Annotated in this window: 18 protein-coding genes; 8 read left to right on the forward strand and 10 right to left on the reverse strand. The window is 72.6% G+C overall.

Features of this window, described 5'->3' with window-relative positions; translation table 11 throughout:
* Position 1: 1 nt before the first annotated feature.
* Together Sri02f_RS05585 and Sri02f_RS05590 are read right to left on the reverse strand one after the other, a co-directional pair.
* A complete protein-coding gene (locus Sri02f_RS05585) occupies positions 2–1,246 on the reverse strand; it encodes an ADP-ribosylglycohydrolase family protein (protein WP_245970455.1) in 1,245 nt (414 codons plus the stop codon).
* On the reverse strand, positions 1,243–2,328 hold the full coding sequence (locus Sri02f_RS05590) for an ADP-ribosylglycohydrolase family protein (RefSeq protein ID WP_245970457.1): 1,086 nt from the start codon (positions 2,326–2,328) through the stop codon (positions 1,243–1,245). Before Sri02f_RS05590 ends, Sri02f_RS05585 begins: the two co-directional genes overlap by 4 nt.
* Before the next feature lie 282 nt (positions 2,329–2,610).
* On the opposite strand from Sri02f_RS05590, the gene Sri02f_RS05595 reads away from it, so the two are divergent.
* From Sri02f_RS05595 to Sri02f_RS05605, 3 genes are all read left to right on the forward strand, one after another.
* Entirely contained in the window at positions 2,611–3,342 is a 732-nt protein-coding gene (locus Sri02f_RS05595; RefSeq protein WP_108999952.1) for a VIT1/CCC1 transporter family protein, read from the forward strand.
* Positions 3,343–3,724: 382 nt separating this feature from the next.
* Positions 3,725–8,323 carry a glutamate synthase large subunit gene (gene gltB / locus Sri02f_RS05600; protein ID WP_108999953.1) on the forward strand — a complete coding sequence of 1,533 codons (4,599 nt, stop codon included), beginning with the start codon at positions 3,725–3,727 and terminating at the stop codon, positions 8,321–8,323.
* Positions 8,316–9,779 carry a glutamate synthase subunit beta gene (locus Sri02f_RS05605; protein WP_108999954.1) on the forward strand — a complete coding sequence of 488 codons (1,464 nt, stop codon included), beginning with the start codon at positions 8,316–8,318 and terminating at the stop codon, positions 9,777–9,779. The genes gltB and Sri02f_RS05605 overlap by 8 nt, the downstream gene beginning before the upstream one ends.
* Before the next feature lie 136 nt (positions 9,780–9,915).
* Here the strand turns inward: Sri02f_RS05605 and Sri02f_RS05610 are convergent, their stop codons facing one another.
* Positions 9,916–10,872 carry a chitosanase gene (locus Sri02f_RS05610; RefSeq protein ID WP_245970458.1) on the reverse strand — a complete coding sequence of 319 codons (957 nt, stop codon included), beginning with the start codon at positions 10,870–10,872 and terminating at the stop codon, positions 9,916–9,918.
* Positions 10,873–11,118: 246 nt separating this feature from the next.
* On the opposite strand from Sri02f_RS05610, the gene qcrB reads away from it, so the two are divergent.
* Entirely contained in the window at positions 11,119–12,795 is a 1,677-nt protein-coding gene (gene qcrB, locus Sri02f_RS05620; protein ID WP_108999955.1) for a cytochrome bc1 complex cytochrome b subunit, read from the forward strand.
* Positions 12,796–12,827: 32 nt separating this feature from the next.
* Here qcrB and Sri02f_RS05625 read toward each other — a convergent pair whose 3' ends face one another.
* The gene (locus Sri02f_RS05625) at positions 12,828–13,400 is read right to left on the reverse strand and encodes a TetR/AcrR family transcriptional regulator (RefSeq protein ID WP_109000197.1); all 573 of its coding nucleotides are present in this window, start codon (positions 13,398–13,400) and stop codon (positions 12,828–12,830) included.
* A 121-nt stretch (positions 13,401–13,521) separates the two neighbouring features.
* Between Sri02f_RS05625 and Sri02f_RS05630 the strand changes: the two genes are divergently transcribed.
* The gene (locus tag Sri02f_RS05630; RefSeq protein ID WP_108999956.1) at positions 13,522–14,013 is read left to right on the forward strand and encodes an FBP domain-containing protein; all 492 of its coding nucleotides are present in this window, start codon (positions 13,522–13,524) and stop codon (positions 14,011–14,013) included.
* Positions 14,014–14,015: 2 nt separating this feature from the next.
* Here Sri02f_RS05630 and Sri02f_RS05635 read toward each other — a convergent pair whose 3' ends face one another.
* A complete protein-coding gene (locus Sri02f_RS05635; RefSeq protein WP_109000198.1) occupies positions 14,016–14,966 on the reverse strand; it encodes an acyl-CoA dehydrogenase family protein in 951 nt (316 codons plus the stop codon).
* A 23-nt stretch (positions 14,967–14,989) separates the two neighbouring features.
* Complete coding sequence (locus Sri02f_RS05640; RefSeq protein WP_109000199.1) at positions 14,990–16,132, reverse strand: acyl-CoA dehydrogenase family protein; 1,143 nt, start codon at positions 16,130–16,132, stop codon at positions 14,990–14,992.
* Positions 16,133–16,193: 61 nt separating this feature from the next.
* Between Sri02f_RS05640 and Sri02f_RS05645 the strand changes: the two genes are divergently transcribed.
* From Sri02f_RS05645 to Sri02f_RS05655, 3 genes are all read left to right on the forward strand, one after another.
* Positions 16,194–16,982, forward strand: coding sequence for an SDR family oxidoreductase (locus tag Sri02f_RS05645; protein ID WP_108999957.1), 789 nt, complete (start codon positions 16,194–16,196; stop codon positions 16,980–16,982).
* A 26-nt stretch (positions 16,983–17,008) separates the two neighbouring features.
* The gene (locus Sri02f_RS05650) at positions 17,009–17,641 is read left to right on the forward strand and encodes a TetR/AcrR family transcriptional regulator (protein ID WP_108999958.1); all 633 of its coding nucleotides are present in this window, start codon (positions 17,009–17,011) and stop codon (positions 17,639–17,641) included.
* Between the two features lie 92 nt (positions 17,642–17,733).
* Positions 17,734–18,891, forward strand: coding sequence for an acetyl-CoA C-acetyltransferase (locus Sri02f_RS05655; RefSeq protein ID WP_108999959.1), 1,158 nt, complete (start codon positions 17,734–17,736; stop codon positions 18,889–18,891).
* Here the strand turns inward: Sri02f_RS05655 and Sri02f_RS05660 are convergent.
* From Sri02f_RS05660 to Sri02f_RS05675, 4 genes are read right to left on the reverse strand one after another with little or no spacing between them, the layout of a single operon-like run.
* A complete protein-coding gene (locus Sri02f_RS05660; protein WP_108999960.1) occupies positions 18,875–19,933 on the reverse strand; it encodes an NAD(P)H-dependent flavin oxidoreductase in 1,059 nt (352 codons plus the stop codon). The genes Sri02f_RS05655 and Sri02f_RS05660 overlap by 17 nt on opposite strands.
* Entirely contained in the window at positions 19,933–20,652 is a 720-nt protein-coding gene (locus Sri02f_RS05665; protein WP_108999961.1) for a CoA-transferase subunit beta, read from the reverse strand. The genes Sri02f_RS05660 and Sri02f_RS05665 overlap by 1 nt, the downstream gene beginning before the upstream one ends.
* Positions 20,649–21,485 (reverse strand): CoA transferase subunit A, encoded by an 837-nt coding sequence (locus tag Sri02f_RS05670; RefSeq protein WP_108999962.1) that lies wholly within the window; start codon positions 21,483–21,485, stop codon positions 20,649–20,651. Before Sri02f_RS05670 ends, Sri02f_RS05665 begins: the two co-directional genes overlap by 4 nt.
* The gene (locus Sri02f_RS05675; RefSeq protein WP_108999963.1) at positions 21,478–22,239 is read right to left on the reverse strand and encodes an enoyl-CoA hydratase family protein; all 762 of its coding nucleotides are present in this window, start codon (positions 22,237–22,239) and stop codon (positions 21,478–21,480) included. Before Sri02f_RS05675 ends, Sri02f_RS05670 begins: the two co-directional genes overlap by 8 nt.
* Positions 22,240–22,254 lie beyond the last annotated feature (15 nt).

Genomic DNA, 22,254 nt, shown 5'->3' on the forward strand with positions numbered 1-22,254 from the left:
ATCATCCTCCTGGTGGGGCCGGTTGTGCGGCTTCCAGGAGTTCGGCGAGTTCCACCAGGTCGGTGCCGGTGAGACGGGGGAGCGCACAGCCGGAGAGGGTGCGGCAGCTGTCGCGCCACGTGGCGGGGATCGCGTCGCCGCCGCCCAGCGCGCCGGTCAGCGCGCCGGCCAGCGCCGGGGCCGAGTCGGCGACCCGGGACAGACAGGCCGCGGCCGGGACCGCCTCGCAGATGCGGCCGCCGGACGCCGTCGCCAGGGCGAGCGCCACGGGGACCGTCTCCGCCGCCGCGATGCCGTAGCTGTAGACGTGGTCGACGATCTGGTGCTCCAGCAGGGGGACGAGCGCGAAGGCGCCGTCGGCCTCGCGGGCCAGCCGCAGCGCGTGGCGGGCGTTGCGGCCGATCTCGGTGTGCTCGGGGAGCTCGGCGAGCGCCGCCGCCACGCACTCCTCGGGGTCCGCGCCGACGAGGGCCAGCGCGAGGGCCGCCGCCATCGCGCGCGCACCGTGCACACCGTCGCCGTCCTGGGTGTAGCGGGCGTCGAACTCGGCCAGTGCGGCGGCGAGCCGGGGGTCGCCGGGGTGGGCCACGGCCAGGACGCAGGCGCGTACGCAGGCCGCGTCGTCGAAGTAGTGGGGGTTGTCGTGGCCGGTGGCCGGGGGGCGCAGGCCGGCGGCGAGGTTGCCCAGACCGGCCCGGACGGAGATGCGGGCGCGCAGCGGCAGCACGGCGGACTCGACCTCGGGGGCGCGCTCGGCCGCCGCCGCCACCTCGCAGGCGATCGCGTTCCAGGCGAGGTCGATCGCGGCGCGCGTGCGGCGTTCGCGGCTCAGGTCGCCGAGGGCGTCGTCGTCGCCGGCCCGCAGCATGGCCTCGGCCGCGAACGCCGCCCACTCGGCGTCGTCGGAGGGGCCCAGGCGCAGGGGCTCGGGAGGCTGGTTCAGGGCGATGGGCACGGGGAGGGTGGTCGTCGCGTTGTGCTCGGCGAAGGTGTCGAGCTCGCGGGTGAGACGGCGGGTCCACTCGGGCATCCGGGCCGCGCGGTGCCGGGCGGCGGGCCAGCCCGCGGCATCGCCCGCGGCGAGGCCGAGCAGCAGACCGACGACGCGGCGCGCGCCCCGCGGGCGCGGCGCGCCGGGGGCCGGCGGGGCGTCCTGCTCGAGGGCGCCCGGTGCGGGGGTCTCCTGGGCAGCGGTGGGGGTGGCCCTGTCCGGGGCTGGGGGGAAGGTTGCCGCCTCGGTCGTCATTCGCCCGCCTCCGCGCCCTCGTCGGTGGCCGCCAGGGTGAAGGCGGTCGGGTCGGGGGCGGGCGGCCGGGCGAGGCCCATCAGGCTCGGCACGAGGTCCTCCACGACCACTCCCTCGCCCCACTTGCCGCCCTCCTCGGGCATCAGCAGTTCCGCCACGTCCAGGACGTGATGTCCCGCCATCGAGGGCAGGCAGCTTCCCCGGACCGGGCCGATCGCCGCCGCCCAGTCCGGCGGGATCGCCGCGACTCCTCGCGTCGCGCCGGCCAGGGCGCCGGCCACCGCCGCCGTGGTGTCCGCGTCGCGGCCCATGTTCACGGCCGTGAGGACGGCCTCGCGGAAGTCGCCGTCGGCCGCCGCGTACGCGCCGAAGGCGAGGGCGACCGCCTCGGGGGCGAGGTCGGTCCACGGGTAGCCGCCGATGACGACCGCGGAGCGGACCGCCCGTTCGCCCCGGTGGGCCACCGCCACCGCCCGGCGCAGGGAGCGCGCCGTCCAGGAGTCCTCGGGGACGACCGCCAGGGCCGAGGCCACCACGGCGGCGGGCGGCGCTCCGGCCATGGCCGCCGCGACCCCGGCGGCGACCGCCTGACCGCCGTGGATGCCCTCGCCGTCGTGGCTCACCGACCCGTCGATCGCGACCAGCCGCGCCGCTTCGGCCGGGCGCCCCGCGGCGAAGACGCCGAAGGGCGCCGCGCGCATCGCCAGGCCGTCGCTCCAGGCGTGCCGGTGCTGGGCCGAGATCGGCGCCGCCAGGCCTCGGCGGAGGTTCTCCAGGGTGCCGCGTTCGCTGAAGCCGGCGCCGCGGAAGGGGCCCTCGTCGAGGTCGGCGATCCACTGGTGCCAGGCCGATTCCACGTGGGCCGGGGTGAGCGCCGAGCCGTGGCGGGCCAGCAGCAGGCCGGAGAAGATCGCGTACTCGGTGTCGTCGGTGCCGGCCGGCCTGTCGGTGACGTACCCCGTGATGCGGCCCCAGCGGGCGCGGATCTCGGAGGGCTTCAGGTTCTCCGCGGGTGCGCCCAGAGCGTCTCCCACGGCGAGGCCGAGCAGGGCGCCGCGGGCTCGGTCACGGATCGTCGGCATGGGCGGCCTCTCCTCCGGGGGGGGTCCGCACGGGCGCGGAGCCGTCTGCGGATGTGTCCCACCGTCGGCGGTTGACCTGAGCCTGAAATCCACTCATGTCACCCGGTCGACATCTGTGCACACTTGCTCTCGAATGAGCACTCGAGGGTAAAGCCGCTGGTTAGCCGAGCCTTTCCTTGCTGGCGACCCGGAATCCGCAGGCGTATTTTGGTGTTGTCAGAACTTAGAACGTGTCCAAAGTTAGCTTTGGCTTAGCTACCTTTCCGTCCCAGGGGGATCTTCGTGGCCATCATCGAGACCGAGGCGTCGCTGCACGAGGCGCACCGTGACAACCACACCCACCGGGACGTCAACGGGGGCTGGCTGCGTCCCGCGGTGTTCGGCGCGATGGACGGCCTGGTCTCGAACCTCGCCCTGATGACGGGCGTCGCCGGCGGATCCGTCGGTCAGCAGACCATCGTCATCACCGGTCTCGCGGGGCTGGCGGCCGGCGCGTTCTCCATGGCCGCCGGCGAGTACACCTCCGTCGCCTCGCAGCGCGAACTCGTCGAGGCCGAGCTGGACGTGGAGCGGCGGGAGCTGAGGAAGCACCCGCAGGACGAGGAGGCCGAGCTCGCCGCGCTGTACGAGTCGCGGGGCGTCGAGCCCGAGCTGGCGCGGCAGGTCGCGCAGCAGCTCTCGCGCGACCCGGAGCAGGCGCTGGAGATACACGCCCGCGAGGAGCTGGGCATCGACCCCTCCGACCTGCCGTCGCCGCTGATCGCGGCCGTGTCCAGCTTCGGGGCCTTCGCGCTGGGCGCCCTCCTGCCCGTGCTGCCCTATCTGCTGGGGGCCGCTTCGCTGTGGCCGGCCGTGCTGCTCGCGCTCGCCGGGCTGTTCGCCTGCGGCGCGGTGGTGGCCCGGGTGACCGCGCGGACCTGGTGGTTCAGCGGGCTGCGGCAGCTCGTCCTCGGCGGCGCGGCGGCCGGTGTGACGTACGCCCTGGGCACGTTGTTCGGAACGGCCGTAGGATAGATCGGATCGTACTTATGCGTTGGGCCGCATAAGTAGTTGTTACTGACTGGTTTCGGCTGCTTAACCAGCGGGCATGAGCCGTAAGCGCTGTGGGCAATGACGCCTGCGGCGCACTCGCGGGGTGGGTGACGCCGCTCCCCCCGCCCCTTCCGGCCCGGCGGGCCATGATCCGACCGATCCCTCCCGTCCGGTCCCCCCATACTTTTCAGCCACGTCCGCGGTACCCCGCCGTCGACCCGTGGCGTCCGCATGCTGGAACGGAGTATCCGGTTCCCGAGAACCGCTCCATCATGTAACCTGCACGAAATTTTGCGTTACGCAGAGGGCCAACGTCGTCCCTTCGCCAGCAGACATGCCACTTGAGACGACGACGGGAGAGCCGATGCGTACGCCGCGCCAGCCGTCCCAGCATTCCGCGAATGGCCAGAACTGGTCCTTCATGGATGCTCGCCCTGCTGCGCAGGGTATGTATGACCCCCGCAACGAGCACGACGCCTGCGGCGTCGGCTTCGTGGCCACCCTCACCGGCGAGGCGAGCCATGCGCTGGTCGAGCAGGCGCTCACCGTTCTGCGCAACCTCGAACACCGCGGCGCCACCGGCTCCGAGCCGGACTCCGGCGACGGCGCGGGCATCCTGACCCAGGTCCCGGACGCCTTCTTCCGCGAGGTCGCCGGATTCGAGCTCCCCGAGGCCGGCCACTACGCCGTCGGCATCGCCTTCCTCCCCGAGGACGGCATGGCGGACACCGTCTCGCGGATCGACACGATCGCCGGCGAAGAGGGCCTCACCGTCCTCGGCTGGCGCGAGGTGCCGGTCGCCCCCGAGCTGCTCGGCGCCACCGCCCGCTCCACGATGCCCGCCTTCCGCCAGGTCTTCGTCACCGACGGCCGCTCGCAGGGCATCGACCTCGACCGCAAGGCGTTCGTGCTGCGCAAGCGCGCCGAGCGCGAGGCGGGCGTGTACTTCCCGTCGCTCTCCGCGCGGACGATCGTCTACAAGGGCATGCTGACCACCGGCCAGCTGGAACCCTTCTTCCCGGACCTGTCCGACCGCCGCTTCGCCTCGGCCGTCTCGCTCGTCCACTCGCGCTTCTCCACGAACACCTTCCCCTCGTGGCCGCTCGCGCACCCGTACCGCTTCGTCGCCCACAACGGCGAGATCAACACCGTCAAGGGCAACCGCAACTGGATGACCGCCCGCGAGTCCCAGCTGGTCTCGGACCTGTTCGGATCCGACGACAAGGCCATCGAGCGGATCTTCCCGGTGTGCACCCCGGACGCCTCCGACTCGGCGTCCTTCGACGAGGTGCTCGAACTGCTCCACCTCGGCGGCCGCTCACTGCCGCACTCCGTGCTGATGATGATCCCGGAGGCGTGGGAGAACCACGACTCCATGGACCCGGCCCGGCGCGCCTTCTACCAGTTCCACTCCACGATGATGGAGCCCTGGGACGGCCCGGCCTGCGTCACCTTCACCGACGGCGTCCAGGTCGGCGCCGTGCTCGACCGCAACGGTCTGCGCCCCGGCCGCTACTGGGTCACCGACGACGGCCTCGTCGTCCTCGGCTCCGAGGTCGGCGTCCTCGACATCGACCCGGCCAAGGTCGTCCGCAAGGGCCGCCTCCAGCCCGGCCGCATGTTCCTCGTCGACACCGCCGAGCACCGCATCATCGAGGACGACGAGATCAAGGCGCAGCTCGCCGCCGAGAACCCCTACGCCGAATGGCTGGAAGCCGGCGAGATCGAGCTGATCGACCTCCCCGAGCGCGAGCACATCGTGCACACCCACGCCTCGGTCACCCGGCGTCAGCAGACCTTCGGCTACACCGAGGAAGAGCTGCGCATCATCCTCGCCCCGATGGCCAAGACCGCCGGCGAGCCCCTCGGCTCCATGGGCACGGACTCGCCGATCGCCGCGCTCTCCGCCCGCCCGCGCCTGCTGTTCGACTACTTCACGCAGCTGTTCGCGCAGGTCACCAACCCGCCGCTGGACGCCATCCGCGAGGAGCTCGTCACCTCGCTGCGCTCCTCCCTGGGCCCCGAGGGCAACCTGCTGGAGCCCACCGCCGCGTCCTGTCGCTCGGTCACCCTGCCCTTCCCGGTGATCGACAACGACGAGCTGGCCAAGCTCATCCACATCAACGCCGACGGCGACATGCCCGGCTTCAAGGCCACCACGCTCTCCGGCCTGTACCGGGTGCACGGCGGCGGCGACGCGCTGGCCGCCCGGATCGACGAGATCTGCGCCGAGGCCGACGCGGCCATCGACAACGGCGCCCGGCTCATCGTCCTGTCCGACCGCCACTCGGACGCCGAGCACGCGCCGATCCCGTCGCTGCTGCTCACCTCGGCCGTCCACCACCACCTCATCCGCACCAAGCAGCGCACCCAGGTGGGCCTGCTGGTCGAGGCCGGCGACGTCCGCGAGGTCCACCACGTCGCCCTGCTCATCGGGTTCGGCGCGGCCGCCGTCAATCCGTACCTGGCCATGGAGTCGGTCGAGGATCTGCTGCGCGCGGGCACCTTCCTCGACGGCATGGAGCCCGAGCAGGCGATCCGCAACCTGATCTACGCGCTCGGCAAGGGCGTCCTGAAGGTCATGTCCAAGATGGGCATCTCCACCGTCGCCTCCTACCGCGGCGCCCAGGTCTTCGAGGCCGTCGGTCTCGACGACGCCTTCGTCGACCGGTACTTCAGCGGCACCGCCACCAAGATCGGCGGCATCGGCATCGACGTCGTCGCCAAGGAGGTCGCCGCCCGGCACGCCAAGGCCTACCCCGCCTCCGGCATCGCCCCGGCGCACCGCGCCCTGGACATAGGCGGCGAGTACCAGTGGCGCCGCGAGGGCGAGCCGCACCTGTTCGACCCCGAGACGGTCTTCCGCCTCCAGCACTCCACCCGCACGGCCCGCTACGACATCTTCAAGAAGTACACGGACCGCGTGAACGAGCAGTCCGAGCGCCTCATGACGCTGCGCGGCCTCTTCGGGCTCAAGTCGGACCGCCCGTCGATCCCCGTCGACGAGGTCGAGCCGGTCTCCGAGATCGTCAAGCGCTTCTCCACCGGCGCCATGTCGTACGGCTCCATCTCGCAGGAGGCGCACGAGACGCTCGCCATCGCCATGAACCAGCTGGGCGGCAAGTCCAACACCGGTGAGGGCGGCGAGGACCCGGAGCGCCTGTACGACCCCGCGCGCCGCTCCGCCATCAAGCAGGTCGCCTCCGGCCGCTTCGGCGTGACCTCCGAGTACCTGGTCAACGCGGACGACATCCAGATCAAGATGGCCCAGGGCGCCAAGCCCGGCGAGGGCGGCCAGCTGCCCGGCCACAAGGTCTACCCGTGGGTCGCCAAGACCCGCCACTCGACCCCGGGCGTCGGCCTGATCTCCCCGCCGCCGCACCACGACATCTACTCCATCGAGGACCTGGCCCAGCTGATCCACGACCTGAAGAACGCGAATCCGCGGGCGCGGATCCACGTGAAGCTGGTCTCGGAGGTCGGCGTCGGCACGGTCGCCGCGGGCGTGTCCAAGGCCCACGCGGACGTGGTCCTCATCTCGGGCCACGACGGCGGAACCGGCGCCTCGCCGCTCACCTCTCTCAAGCACGCGGGCGGCCCCTGGGAGCTCGGTCTCGCCGAGACCCAGCAGACCCTGCTGCTCAACGGCCTGCGCGACCGGATCGTGGTCCAGACCGACGGCCAGCTCAAGACCGGCCGTGACGTGATCATCGCCGCGCTGCTCGGCGCCGAGGAGTTCGGTTTCGCGACCGCCCCGCTCGTCGTCTCCGGCTGCGTCATGATGCGCGTCTGCCACCTGGACACCTGCCCCGTCGGCATCGCCACCCAGAACCCGGTGCTGCGCGACCGCTTCGCCGGCAAGGCCGAGTACGTCGTCAACTTCTTCAAGTTCATCGCCGAAGAGGTCCGTGAGCTGCTGGCCGAGCTGGGCTTCCGCTCGATCGAGGAGGCCGTCGGCCACGCCGAGGTCCTCGACGTCGAGCGCGCCGTCGAGCACTGGAAGGCACAGGGCCTGAACCTGGCCCCGCTGTTCCACGTGCCCGCCCTGCCCGAGGGCGCCGCCCTGCACCAGGTCGTCGCGCAGGACCACGGCCTGGAGAAGGCACTCGACAACCAGCTCATCAAGCTGGCCGCCGACGCGCTCGCCGCGGACTCCGCGACCGACGCCCAGCCGGTGCGCGCCCAGGTCTCCATCCGCAACATCAACCGCACGGTCGGCACCATGCTCGGCCACGAGGTGACCAAGCGGTTCGGCGGCGCGGGCCTGCCCGAGGACACCGTCGACATCACCTTCACCGGCTCCGCCGGCCAGTCCTTCGGCGCCTTCCTCCCGCGCGGCGTCACGCTGCGCCTGGAGGGCGACGCCAACGACTACGTCGGCAAGGGCCTCTCCGGCGGCCGGGTGATCGTCCGTCCCGACCGGGGCGCCGACCACCTCGCCGAGTACTCGACGATCGCCGGCAACACCATCGCCTACGGCGCGACCGGCGGCGAGCTGTTCCTGCGCGGCCGCACCGGCGAGCGGTTCTGCGTGCGCAACTCCGGCGCGACGGTCGTCTCCGAGGGCGTGGGCGACCACGGCTGCGAGTACATGACCGGCGGTCACGCGGTGGTTCTCGGCGAGACGGGCCGCAACTTCGCGGCCGGCATGTCCGGCGGCATTGCCTACGTGATCGACCTGAACCGCGACAACGTCAACGCCGGCAACCTCGCCGCCGTCGAGACTCCGGACGACGCGGACAAGCAGTGGCTGCACGACGTGGTGCGCCGCCACGCCGAGGAGACCGGCTCCACGGTCGCCCAGAAGCTGCTGGCCGACTGGGACGTCGCGGCGGAGCGCTTCAGCAAGATCATTCCCAGTGCCTACAAGGCAGTGCTCGCCGCCAAGGACGCCGCCGAGCAGGCGGGACTCTCCGAGTCCGAGATCACCGAGAAGATGATGGAGGCGGCGACCAATGGCTGACCCGAAGGGCTTTTTGAACCACGGCCGCGAGGTCGCCGAGTCCCGTCCCGTCGACGTGCGTCTGAAGGACTGGAACGAGGTCTACGTCCCCGGTTCGCTGCTGCCGATCATCGGCAAGCAGGCCAGCCGGTGCATGGACTGCGGCATCCCGTTCTGTCACAACGGCTGTCCGCTGGGGAACCTGATCCCCGAGTGGAACGACTACGCCTACCGCGAGGACTGGTCGGCGGCGTCGGAGCGGCTGCACGCCACGAACAACTTCCCGGAGTTCACCGGGCGGCTGTGCCCGGCGCCCTGCGAGTCGGCGTGCGTGCTCGGCATCAACCAGCCGCCGGTCACCATCAAGAACGTCGAGGTCTCGATCATCGACAAGGCGTGGGAGACCGGTGACGTCGCCCCGCAGGCCCCCGAGCGCCTGTCCGGCAAGACCGTCGCGGTCATCGGCTCGGGCCCGGCGGGCCTGGCCGCCGCCCAGCAGCTGACGCGGGCCGGTCACACCGTCGCCGTCTACGAGCGCGCGGACCGCATCGGAGGCCTCCTGCGGTACGGCATCCCCGAGTTCAAGATGGAGAAGCGGCACATCAACCGCCGTATCGAGCAGATGCGCGCGGAGGGCACCCGCTTCCGCACCGGCATCGAGATCGGCCGCGACCTCAAGGCGACCGACCTCAAGAAGCGCTACGACGCCGTCGTCATCGCCGCCGGCGCCACGACCGCCCGCGACCTGCCGGTCCCCGGCCGTGAGCTCAAGGGCGTGTACCAGGCGATGGAGTACCTGCCGCTGGCCAACAAGGTGCAGGAGGGCGACTTCGTGGCGCCCCCGATCTCGGCCGAGGGCAAGCACGTCGTCGTCATCGGCGGCGGCGACACCGGCGCCGACTGCGTGGGCACCGCCCACCGTCAGGGCGCGGCCTCCGTCACCCAGCTGGAGATCATGCCCCGTCCGGGCGAGGAGCGGAACGCGGTCTCCCAGCCGTGGCCGACCTTCCCGATGCTCTACAAGGTCACCTCCGCGCACGAGGAGGGCGGCGAGCGGGTCTACTCCGTCTCCACCACCCACTTCGAGGGCGACGAGGACGGCAACGTCCAGTGGCTGCACCTCACCGAGGTCGAGTTCGTCGAGGGCAGGCTGACCCAGAAGCCGGGCACGGAGCGCAAGATCCCCGCCCAGCTGGTGACGCTGGCGATGGGCTTCACGGGCACGGACCGCGAGAACGGTCTCGTCGAGCAGTTCGGCCTGGAGCTCGACGAGCGCGGCAACGTCGCCCGCGACGCCGACTTCGCGACCAACGTGCCGGGCGTGTACGTCGCCGGCGACGCGGGCCGCGGCCAGTCGCTCATCGTGTGGGCGATCGCGGAGGGCCGCTCGGCCGCCCGCGGCGTCGACCGGTTCCTCACCGGCGTCAGCGAACTGCCGGCCCCGATCCGCCCGACGGACCGCTCGCTGATGGTCTGACGCCCCGCTGCGGGGGCACCCCGAACGTCCCGTACAAAGGCGTGCGGAACACCACGCGGCGCCTGCCACGTCCCCGACCGGACCGGCAGGCGCCGCGGCATGTCCGCCGCATCCCACGGACGGCGGCCGGGCGTCCCTACGAGACCTGGAACGTCTCCCCGTACACCTGCCAGCGCAGCGGCGGACGCAGGTCGAGGTTGCCCTCCCGCAGGAAGCGGCGCTGGGTGGTGTCGACGCGTGAGGTGTCGACGCCGGGGTGCCGGATCAGCATGGCGCGGCGGCGGGCGTCGAGGAACGCGCCGAGGTAGGCGGCCTCGCCGCCGCCTTGGGCCGGGGTGCGGGCCTGGCGCGTCGCACGCGCGCGGATGCCGTCGAAGCTGGTCGGTCCCGTGCCGGGGCCGTGGAAGACGAGAGCGTCGTAGTAGATGAACTGGCCCAGCGCGCCCAGTCCGTCGGCCCGGCCCCGGCGGACCGCCGGATCGAAGTAGACGCGGTCGCGCTCGGCGTCCTGGGCGGCCCGGAAGGCGGGGACCCGGGACTCGGCGCGCCAGGCGTCCGGGAAGCCGGGGTCCAGACCCTCGTGCGAGTCGCTGCCGTCGACGCGGCGCAGGGCGGGCAGATAAGGGGCGAGCGCGTTGTCCGGGTGGGCGCGGGTGTAGCCCTCGACGAGGGCCAGCAGATCGTGGGTGCCGGTGCAGAAGCCGATCAGGCCCGCGGTGTAGCCCTGGCCGTCGCCGATGTCCTCGACATAGCCGTACGCGCTGCGCCAGTCCAGGGTGCCGTTCTCCGCGCTGGCCACGATCTGCTGGGCGAGTTCCTTCTGTGCCGGGGCGGCGAGGCCGGGCGCGGTCGCCCGCGCCCCGGCCGCCGAACCGTCGCTCTGCGCGCGGTGCCGCGGCGGTGCGGATCGCTGGGCCTGTACGGGTCGTTCGGACGGTGCCGACCTGGCGGACTGTGCGTTGCGTTCGGCCTGTGCGCGGTGTTCGAGCCGCACCGGGCGTTCGTCCTGGGCGGGTTGTGCGGTCTGCGAGGGGGTGAGCAGGTACACCGTCGACGCCACTGCGGCGCAGACCAGGGCGGCGGCACGTTTCATGCCGCACACCCTAGAGCGGGAATGTCTTGTTCCTTGTCATTTCATCATCATTGGCCGGTGTGTGAACAGATGGGCGAGCCGGGGCCGGTAGGGGACGCTGTGCGCCATGGTCGCGATCTGTCGCACCCGGCCCGGGGGATCGTCACCGCGTAGCCGGTCCGACGCCCGCTGATTGTCCGCACCGTTGGCTCGGCCGGTCCGCCGTGGCACCCTGAGGACGTTGATCCGAGGGGGAGGCGACGACGCATGGCTGACGGCGCGCGATCGGTGAACGAGGGCGCGGGCGGCGGGAGTTCGGGGCGGCGGGGCGAGCCCGGCCGGGGCGAGCGGGTCGCCGACTGGGCCGACGGACGGCTGGGACTGTACGCGCTGGCCAGGGCCAACCTGCGCAAGGTGTTCCCGGACCACTGGTCGTTCATGCTGGGCGAGATCTGTCTGTACAGCTTCCTCGTCCTGCTCCTGACCGGCGTCTACCTCACCCTGTTCTTCGAGCCGAGCAGCGCCGAGGTCGTCTATCACGGCACGTACGTCCCGCTCAACGGCGTCACCATGACGAAGGCCTACGAGTCGACGCTGCACATCAGCTTCGACGTGCGCGGCGGGCTGCTGATCCGGCAGATCCACCACTGGGCGGCGCTGGTCTTCGTCACCGGCATGCTCGTGCACATGATGCGGGTGTTCTTCACCGGCGCGTTCCGCAAGCCGCGCGAGGTCAACTGGCTCTTCGGCTGGCTGCTGTTGTTCCTCGGCATCCTCACCGGACTGACCGGCTACTCGCTCCCCGACGACCTGCTGTCCGGCACCGGGGTACGGTTCGCGGACGGTGCGATCCTGTCCGTCCCGATCGTCGGCACGTACCTGTCGTTCTTCCTGTTCGGCGGGGAGTTCCCGGGGCACGACATCATCTCGCGGTTCTTCCCCATCCATGTGCTGCTGCTGCCCGGGATCATGCTGGGGCTCGTCGTCGCCCATCTCATCCTGGTGTTCTTCCACAAGCACACCCAGTACCCGGGGCCCGGACGCGACCAGGAGAGCGTGGTCGGCATGCCGTTCATGCCGGTCTACATGGCGAAGGCGGGCGGGTTCTTCTTCCTGGTCTTCGGCGTGCTGGCGGTGATGGGCGCGATCGCGAGCGTCAACCCGGTGTGGGCGTTCGGGCCCTACCGCCCGGACCTGGTGACGACCGGAGCCCAGCCCGACTGGTATCTCGGCTTCTCCGAGGGGCTGATCCGGGTCATGCCGGGATGGGAGATCGACGCCTGGGGCCACACCCTGGAGCTGGGCGTGCTGATCCCGTTCTCCCTCTTCCCGCTGATCCTGCTCGCCATCGGCGTCTACCCCTTCGTCGAGGCGTGGATCACCGGGGACGGGCGCGAGCACCACATCCTGGACCGGCCGCGCAACGCGCCCGTGCGCACCGGCCTCGGGGCGGCCTGGCTGGCGCTGTACGCGGTGCTGCTGATCGGCGGCGGCAACGACATCGTCGCCACGCATCTGCATCTGTCCATCAACACGATCACCTGGTTCGTGCGGGTGTCCGTGTTCGCCGCCCCGGTGGTCGCCTTCACGGTGACCAAGCGGATCTGTCTGGGGCTGCAGCGCCGCGACCGCGACAAGGTGCTGCACGGGCGGGAGACGGGCACCATCAGGCGGCTGCCGCACGGCGAGTACGTCGAGGTCCACGAACCCCTGGGCCCAGGCGCGCTGTTCACCCTCACCCAGCACGAGCAGAGCCCGCCGTACGCGATCGGGCCGCTCGTCGACCACAACGGCGTGCGGCGGCCGGTCACCGTGTCCCAGCGGGTGCGGGCGCGGCTCGCGCGGGCCATGTTCGGCGCCGGCAGCCGTATCCCCAAGCCGACGCCCGAGGAGTACCGGGAGCTGACCGGCGGGCACGGGCCCGGCCACGGCCACGGGCACTGACGCCCGCCCGGACCGGCCCTCGCCCGGCCGCTTCACCGCTCGGGCGGCCAGTTGCGCAGCAGCACGTCGAGGGCGTCCAGGATCCGCGTCCAGGTCTCCTGGGTGTCGGGGGCGCTGTGGCTGAAGCCGCCGCCCAGCTCCAGGCTGACGTAGCCGTGGAAGACGCTGCCCAGCAGGCGGACGGCGTGCGTCTGGTCCGGTTCGGCGAGGTCGTAGCCGCGCAGGATCGCGCGGGTCATCCGGGCGTGCCGGCCGCCCGCGCTCGCGGCCGCCGCCTCGGGGTCCAGTCGCAGCTGGGCGGCGGCGTAGCGGCCGGGGTGCTCGCGGGCGTAGTCGCGGTAGACGTCGGCCAGGGCCGTCAGGGCGTCCTTGCCGGCCCGCCCGGCCAGCGCGACGTCCCCCCGGTCGGCGAGCTCGGCCAGCGCCAGCAGCGCGATCCGGGTCCGCAGATCGTCGGAGTTCTTCACATGCGAGTACAGGCTCGCGACCTTGACGTCGAAGCGCCTGGCCAGCGCGGAGACGGTCACCTGGTCGAAGCCGACCTCGTCGGCGAGTTCCGCGCCCGCCCGGACCAGGCGTTCCGTGCTCAGCCCCACGCGCCCCATGATCGTCTCCCGCCCGGATCCGCCGCTCGGCGCGGCGGGCTGTCTGCCGACGGCCATTATGCGCTACCCGTAACGGATTAAGTATTTGCCTAAAGATTTTAGGCAAATTAGCCTGACGGACATGAAGCCGCTGACCGAACAAGAGATCCGCGCCGCGTTCGTGAACTGCACCAAGGGCGAGGCGAAGCGCCTGTCCGTGCCGCGCGACCTTGCCGACCGGCCCTGGGACGACCTCGACTACCTCGGCTGGCGGGACCCCCAGGCCCCCGACCGGGCCTACCTCGCCGCGGAGCTGGACGGCCGGCCCAGAGCCCTCCAGCTGCGCTCGACCGCCTCCGGCTCCTGGCAGGCCCGGCGCAGCATGTGCACGATGTGCCTGACCACCCACTCCGGCGGCGTCTCCCTGATGGTCGCGCCCAAGGCGGGCCGGGCCGGCCAGCAGGGCAACTCCGTGGGGGCCTACATCTGCAGCGACCTCGCCTGCTCGCTGTACGTGCGGGGCAAGCGGGACGCGGGCGCCGGCGCCCGGTTGCACGAGACGCTCACGCTGGAGGAGAAGATCGAACGCACCGTGGCCAACCTCGCCGCGTTCATCGCCAAGGTGACCGCCTGAGGCTACGCGTGGGCACGCAGCACCTCCGCCCGGCACTCGTCCGGCGTGCCCCAGGCCGTGCGCAGGGCGCGGGCCTTGGTGAGCCAGAGCGACAGGTCGTACTCCGCCGTGTACCCGATCGCGCCGTGCAACTGGAGCGCGGCGCGCGCGCTCGCGTACGCCGCCTCGCCCGCGCTCGCCTTCGCCGCCGCGACGTCCGCCGCCGTCATCGTCACGGCGGCCCCCAGCACCAGGGGGCGGGCGAACTCCAGGGCGATCTTCACGTCCGCCAGCCGGTGCTTGACCGCCTGGAACGAGCCGATGGGCGCCCCGAACTGGACGCGTCGGCCGACATGGGCCACCGTCCGCTCCAGCAGCGCCAGGCCGACGCCGAGGGCCTGGGCGGCGGTGGCGAGCCTGGCCCACAGCAGCGCCCGGTCCACGGCCGGGGCCGGGGTGAGGAGTTCGCCGCCCGGCAGCAGACGGGTCAGCCGACGGGCGGGGTCCAGGGACGGCCGCACCGGGCCGTGACCGGGCGCGAGGCGCAGGCCGTCGGCGGCCAGCGCCAGCCGGAGCGTGGCCGCGTCGCCGTCCAGGGCGTAGGAGCCCTCGCGGGCCACCGTCGCCGTCGACCGGCCCGAGGCCAGCGCCGCGAGGAACCGCTCGGCCGGCCCCGGGTCGCGCAGCAGGGCCGCCGCGGCGACCGTCTCCACCAGCGGGCCCGGAACCGCGTGCCGCCCCAGCTCCACGAAGGCCACGGCCAGCTCCACCGGCCTGGGCCCGAGCCCCTCGTACTTCTCCGGGACCGCCAGGGCGAAGACGCCCGCGTCGGCGATCCGGGACCACAGCGCGCGCCCGCTCCCCCGCTCCCCACGGCTCCAGTCCCGGACCGCCGCCGCGGTGCCGGCCGCGCCCAGCATCGCGTCCAGCGACTGCGCGAACGCCCGCTGTTCGGCGTCCAGCAGGAACCGCATCGGTCCGGACGCCTGCGGCCAGGTCATGTGCGGCGTCCCTTCGGCAGGCCGAGCAGGCGCTCGGCGACGATGTCGCGCTGGATCTCGTTGGCGCCCGCGTAGATCGGCCCGGCGAGGGAGAAGACGTACCGCTCGGCCCAGTCGGTGTCGCCCCGCTCCCCTTCCTCGCCCAGCAGGTCCAGCGCCGTCTCGTGCAGCGCTATGTCGTACTCCGACCAGAACACCTTGTTCAGGCTCGACTCCGGGCCGAGCCGCTCGCCGGCCAGGAAGCGGTGGGCGGCCGCCCAGGTGAACAGCTGGTACGCGCGGGCGCCGATCAGGGCGTCGGCGACCCGGTCCGCGGCGCCGGGCGGACTGCCCCGGTCCTGCCACAGCGCGTGCAGACGCTCGGCCGAGGCGAGGAAGCGGCCGGGGGAGCGCAGGGTGAGCCCGCGCTCGTTGGCCGCCGTCGACATCGCGATGCGCCAGCCCTCGCCGGGCCGGCCGATCACGTCCTCGTCGGGCACGAACACCTCGTCCAGGAAGAGCTCGGCGAAGGCCGGTTTCCCGTCGAGGCGGCCGACGGGGCGGACGGTGACGCCGGGGGCCCGCAGGTCGAACATGAAGTATCCGAGGCCCCGGTGCGGCGCGCCGGCGTCCGGGTCGCTGCGGAACAGACCGAAGGCACGATCGGCGAAGGCCGCGCGCGAGGACCACGCCTTCTGGCCGCTCAGCCGCCAGCCGCCGTCCGCGCGGACCGCCCTCGCGCGCAGCGCCGCCAGGTCCGAGCCGGCCTCGGGCTCCGACCAGGCCTGCGCCCAGACGACCTCGCCGGCGGCCATCGCGGGCAGCACACGGGAGCGCTGCTCCTCGGTGCCGTGGTCGAACAGGGTCGGGGCGAGCAGGCTCACGCCGTTCTGGCTGACCCGGCCCGGGGCGCCGGCCGCGTAGTACTCCTCCTCGAAGAGCAGCCAGCGCGTCAGCCCGCAGTCCCGCCCGCCGTAGCGCGTCGGCCAGTTCACCGCCGACCAGCCGCCCGCCGCCAGCTCGGCCTCCCACGCGCGGTGCGCGGCGAAGCCCTCGGCGGTCTCCAGGGAGGGCAGCGGCACCGCCGGCACATGCGCGTGCAGCCAGGCCCGGGCCTCGGCGCGGAACGCCTCGTCGGCGGGGGAGTGTGCGAGGTCCACGGCCACCCTCTTTCCCGGACGGTTCTTCCCTAACAAGTGTTTGGTAGGTTAGCGTGCTGTCATGACGAACGTCGAGGGTCCGCCGTACGTTCCCGGGCACGCGCTGCTCGACGGACGCAGCGCGGTGATCACCGCGGCGGCCGGCGCGGGCATCGGCGGAGCCACCGCGCGCCGCTTCCTCGAAGAGGGCGCGCGCGTCCTGATCAGCGACGCCCACCCGCGCCGGCTCAAGGCCCACGAGGCCGAACTCGCCGAGGAGTTCGGCCCGGCGGCCGTGACGGCACAGCCCTGCGACGTCACCGACGAGCGCCAGGTGCGCGCCCTGTTCGACGCCGCCGTCGCGGCGCACGGACGGCTGGACGTCGTCGTCAACAACGCCGGCCTGGGCGGCACCTCACCGCTCGCCGACATGAGCGACGACCAGTGGACACGGGTCCTGGACGTCACACTGAACGGCACCTTCCGCTGCACCCGGGCCGCGCTGCGGCTGATGCGGACGAGCGGCGGCGGCGTCATCGTCAACAACGCCTCCGTCGTCGGCTGGCGCGCCCAGGCCGGACAGGCGCACTACGCCGCCGCGAAGGCGGGCGTGATGGCGCTGACCCGCTGCGCGGCCGTGGAGGCGGCCGCCTACGGGGTGCGGGTCAACGCCGTCTCGCCGAGCCTCGCCATGCACCCGCACCTGGCGAAGGTCACCACGCCCGAACTGCTGGCGGAGCTCACCGAACGCGAGGCCTTCGGGCGGTACGCGCAGCCCTGGGAGGTGGCCAACGTGATCGTCTTCCTGGCGTCGGACTACTCCTCGTACATGACGGGCGAGGTCGTCGCCGTCAGCAGCCAGCACGCCTGACGACCGGAGCAGCCCACAATGGACCCGTGCCGACCAAGAAGAAGCCCCAGGTGACCGCCGCGCCCGCGCGCCGCGGCGAACTGCTCAACACGGCCGCCGAGGTCTTCGCCGAGCAGGGTTACAACGCGACCACCGTGCGCAAGATCGCCGACCACGCGGGCATGCTCGCGGGCAGCCTCTACTACCACTTCGACTCCAAGGAGTCGATGCTCGAGGAGATCCTGCGCACCTTCCTCGACGAGCTGTGGCACGGCTACGACACCGTCCTGGCCGCCGGCGAGGGCCCCCGCGAGACGCTCGAAGCGCTGGTCACCGAGTCGTTCCGGGAGATCGACCGGCACCGGGCCGCCGTCGCGATCTACCAGAAGGAGAGCCGCCAGCTCGTGGCGCAGGAACGGTTCGCGTTCCTCGCCGACTCGCAGCGCAGGTTCGAGAAGGCATGGCTGTCCACGCTGGAACGCGGCGTGGCGGAAGGGGTCTTCCGCGCCGACCTCGACGTCCGGCTCACGTACCGCTTCGTCCGCGACACCGTCTGGGTCGCCGCGTCCTGGTACCGGCCCGGCGGACAGCACAGCCCGGAGGAGATCGCCCGGCAGTACCTGTCGATGGTGCTGGACGGGATCGCCGTACGTCAGCGGCAGGCGCACAGCCGCAGGTGAACAGCGCATCTGGACAGCCGTATGCAACAGCGCATGTGAACAACCGCAGGTGAACAGTCCGAGCAAGTGCCCCTTTCCCTGAGGGAGTCGCCATGGCCGAGGCCTACATCGTCGAAGCGGTCCGTACGCCCGTGGGGCGGCGCGCAGGAGGTCTGTCCGGGGTCCACCCGGCCGACCTCGGGGCGCACGTGCTCAAGGAGCTCGTCTCGCGCGCGGGCGTCGATCCGGCGGCGGTCGAGGACGTCGTCTTCGGCTGCCTGGACACCGTCGGCCCGCAGGCCGGGGACATCGCGCGGACCTGCTGGCTGGCCGCGGGACTGCCCGAGGAGGTGCCCGGCGTGACCGTGGACCGACAGTGCGGCTCCTCGCAACAGGCCGTGCACTTCGCCGCGCAGGGCGTGTTGTCGGGAACGCAGGACCTGGTCGTCGCGGGCGGCGTGCAGAACATGTCGCAGATCCCGATCGCGTTCGCCACCCGGCAGGCCGCCGAGCCGCTCGGCTTCACCCAGGGCCCCTTCGCGGGCAGCGAGGGCTGGCGCGCCCGCTACGGCGACCGGCCCGTCAACCAGTTCGCCGGCGCGGAGATGATCGCCGCCAAGTGGGGCATCACCCGCCGCGACCAGGAGGAGTTCGCGCTGCGCTCGCACCGGCGGGCCGTCCGCGCCCTCGACGAGGGCCGCTTCACGCGCGAGACGGTCGCCCTCGGGGAGGTCACCGCCGACGAGGGGCCGCGCCGGGACACCTCCCTGGAGAAGATGGCCGCGCTCAAGCCCGTCATCGACGGCGGCACCGTCACCGCGGCCTGCTCCTCGCAGGTCTCCGACGGGGCGGCCGCCCTGCTGCTGGCCTCCGAGGACGCCGTCCGCGCACACGGGCTGCGGCCCCGGGCCCGCGTGCACCACCTCTCCGTACGCGGCGAGGACCCCGTCCGCATGCTCACCGCCCCCATCCCGGCCACCGCGCACGCCCTGAAGAAGACCGGGCTCACGATCGACGACATCGACCTCGTCGAGATCAACGAGGCCTTCGCGCCCGTCGTCCTGGCCTGGCTGAAGGAGACCGGCGCTGACCCGGACCGGGTCAACGTCAACGGCGGCGCCATCGCCCTGGGCCACCCCCTCGGCGCGACCGGCGCGAAGCTGATGACGACCCTCCTGCACGAACTCGAACGCACCGGCGGCCGCTACGGCCTGCAGACCATGTGCGAGGGCGGCGGCCAGGCCAACGTGACGATCATCGAACGGCTCTGAAACCCTCCAGGGACGCCAGCACCGTTTCCGCCTCCCCCATCACACGCCCCACCAGTTCCGCGCACGACGGCAGGTCGTCGATCACCCCGGCGACCTGCCCGGACGCCATCACCCCGGCATCCGTGCGCCCCTCCACCATCGCCGACCGCAACAGCATCGGCGTGTTCGCGGCGAGCAGCACCTGACTCCAGGAGAGGTCCTTGCCGTGGCGCAGCGCCAGCCCGTCGCGGGCCATCTGCCGCCAGGTCAGACCCGACAGCCTGCGGAAGGCGGCCGCGTGCCGCACCGCCCGCAGCAGGGCCCCGGTGCGCCCCGCGCCCTCCAGGGCGCCCACCAGCTCCGAGCGCAGCATGCGGTGCGGAAGACCGTCCACCGCCCGGGTGACGATGACGTCCCGCACGGTCGCCGCCAGATACCGGGCCTTCACCGCGTCCGGGACCGGCGAGTCCGAGGTGAGCAGGAACCGCGTGCCCATGGCCACGCCCGCCGCCCCGTACGCCAGCGCCGCCGCCAGCCCCCGTCCGTCGAAGAACCCGCCCGCCGCCACGACCGGGACGTCAACGGCGTCCACCACCTGCGGCAGCAGCACCGTCGTGGCCACCTCGCCGGTGTGGCCGCCGCCCTCGCCGCCCTGCACGATCACCGCGTCCGCGCCCCACGCGGCGACCTTCTCGGCATGCCGGCGGGCCCCGACGGAGGGGATCACGACGACGCCGGCCGCCTTGAGCTCGGCGATCAGCTCAACGGAGGGCGCGAGCGCGAAGGACGCCACCCGGACCCCCTCCTCGACGACGATCCGCACCCGCTCGCCCGCGTCCGCCGCGTCGGCCCGCAGATTGACGCCGAAGGGCGCGTCCGTGCGCGCCTTCACCTCCCGCACCGCTTCCCGCAACTGGTCCAGGGTCATCGTGGCGGAGGCCAGCACGCCCAGCGCCCCCGCGTTCGCCGTCGCCGACACCAGGCGCGGACCCGCGACCCATCCCATCCCGGTCTGCACGATCGGGTGGCGCACCCCGACCAGCCGGGTCAGTGCCGTCTCCATCAGCCGGCGACCTCCCGCGCGCGGGCCCCGTCCGGATCGATCACCTCACGGATCAACCGCAGCTCCGCGGCCGTCGGCTCCCGCGTGTACGGCACCTCGGGCGGCACCACGAGGTCAAAGGCCGTCGCCTCGCGCACCTGCTCGACGCTCACCCCCGGATGCAGCGACGCCAGCCGCATCGAGCGGTCGGGGGTCGCGAAGTCGAAGACGCCGAGGTCGGAGACGACCCGCGGGATGCGGTGGTGGCGCGCGCCGCCCGCACGGTCGTAGCCCACTCCGCACACCATGTCGACCCTCTCGACGAACACCCGCCGCGAATGCCTGGGGACCCAGTAACTGGTCGGATTGTTCAGGGTGTTGACCGGAGCGCCCCGCACGCCGAGCAGCTGGCGCACCGGCTTCGCCCAGTCGCCGATGCAGGAGATGTTCTGGTTGCCGTACCGGTCGATCTGGCTCGCGCCCATCATCACGTGCCGCCGCCCCCCGGTGACCAGCTCCAGATGCAGGCGGTAGGGCAGCCAGCCCTCCACCGTGCCGTCCACGCCGACGAGCAGCGCCTCGCCGTCGGTCAGCAGCAGCTCCGGCGAGAACGTCCGCCGGGCGAGCCGTGCGCCGACCGAGGGAATCACGCCCATCGGGCTCGCCAGGATCTCGCCCGCCCCGCGCCACGCCTCCGCGCAGGCGACGACGCAGTACTCCGCCCGTGTCGCCGTGCTCATGTCGCCTCCCCTGCCGCCGCCCGGTACGCCTGCTCGTCCCCGGCGAGGAACCGGTCCGCGAACTCCGGCCACGGCGTGCTCGCGTAGAGCTTCTGGAACGCCTCGTCCCGGCCGTAGTCGGGGGCGCAGGACGTGAAGTGCGCCCCCTGGGGCGCCTCGACGACACCCGTCACCGTGTGCCGCTTGATCAGCAGCGACTGCGGCGGCGCCTCCTTCGTCAACTCGGCCGTGTCGACGATCCGTTCACAGCTGACGTACGCCGCGTCCGCGGCCTCGCAGAAGAGGTCGTCGAAGTACGGGTCCGGGCCCAGGTACTGCCCGTTGCCCCGCCGGTCGGCCCGGTTGACGTGCACCAGGGCCGCGTCCAGCCGCAGGGCCGGCATGGCGACGAACGTCTCGGCGTCCTCGTACGGCGACGTCACCGTGCGCAGCCCGGGGTTGACCCGCATCACGTCCGAGCCGAGGCCCGCGCGCACCGGCAGGAAGGGCAGCCGGTGCGCGGCCGCGCGCAGCCCCCACAGGAACATCGCCTCGTCGACCTCCGTCAGCTCGAAGGCGCCCCGCTCACGGGCCGCCCGGTAGTGCGGTTCGAGGGGGATCGAGTCGAGGGTGGCGAACGCCGCGACCAGTCTGCGGACGCGTCCGGCCGCCGCGAGCATGCCGACGTCCGGGCCGCCGTACGAGACCACCGTGAGGTCGGTGACCGGCGAGCGCAGCAGCGCCCGCACCAGCGCCATCGGCTTGCGCCGCGAACCCCAGCCGCCGATGCCGACGGTCATGCCGCTCTCCAGACGGGAGACGGCCTCGTCGGCGCTCATCGTCTTGTCACTCACCCGAGCTCCTCTCGTCGGCCGCCGAGCCGAAGGCGGCGCGCACCCGGTCGGCGACCCCGCCGACGCTCGCCTCATAGGTGAAGCCCTGCTCGAAGCGGTAGCTGCGGCGCACGTCGACGGGATCGATGCCGTTGAGAGCCGCCTTCGCCAGCCGCAGCAGCTCGCCGTCCTTCGCGGCGATCTCCCCGGCCAACTCCAGTGCGGTCCCCTCCAGTTCGTCCGGGGGCGTCACCCGCCACACCGAGCCGTGCGCGTGCAGCTCGGCTGCCGAGACCGTCCGCGCCGTGTAGTACAGGGCCCGCAGCAGATGCTGGGGCACCAGCCGGGCCAGATGCGTGGCCGCGCCCAGCGCGCCCCGGTCCAGCTCGGGGAGCCCGAACACGGCGTCCTCGCTCGCCACGATCACGTCCGCGTTGCCCACCAGCCCGATGCCGCCGCCCAGACAGAAGCCCCGCACCGCCGCCACCACCGGGACCTCGCACTCGTACACCGCCGCGAAGGCCTCGAAGCAGCCGCGGTTGGCGCCGACGAGCGCCTCCCCGCCCCGCGCCTGGATCTCCTTGATGTCGACGCCCGCGTTGAACCCCCGCCCCTCGGCCGCGAGCACCACGCATCGCGTCGCCGGATCGCGGCCGGCCGCGCGCACCGCGTCCGCCAGGGCGAACCAGCCCGCCACCGGCAGCGCGTTCACCGGCGGGAAGTCGACCACGACCAGCGAAATCCCCTTTTCCGGGGACGAGGTGGAGACACCCATGGAAGCATCAGCTAC

This window comes from Streptomyces rishiriensis (assembly GCF_003112535.1).
Classification (GTDB): Bacteria; Actinomycetota; Actinomycetes; order Streptomycetales; family Streptomycetaceae; genus Streptomyces; species Streptomyces rishiriensis.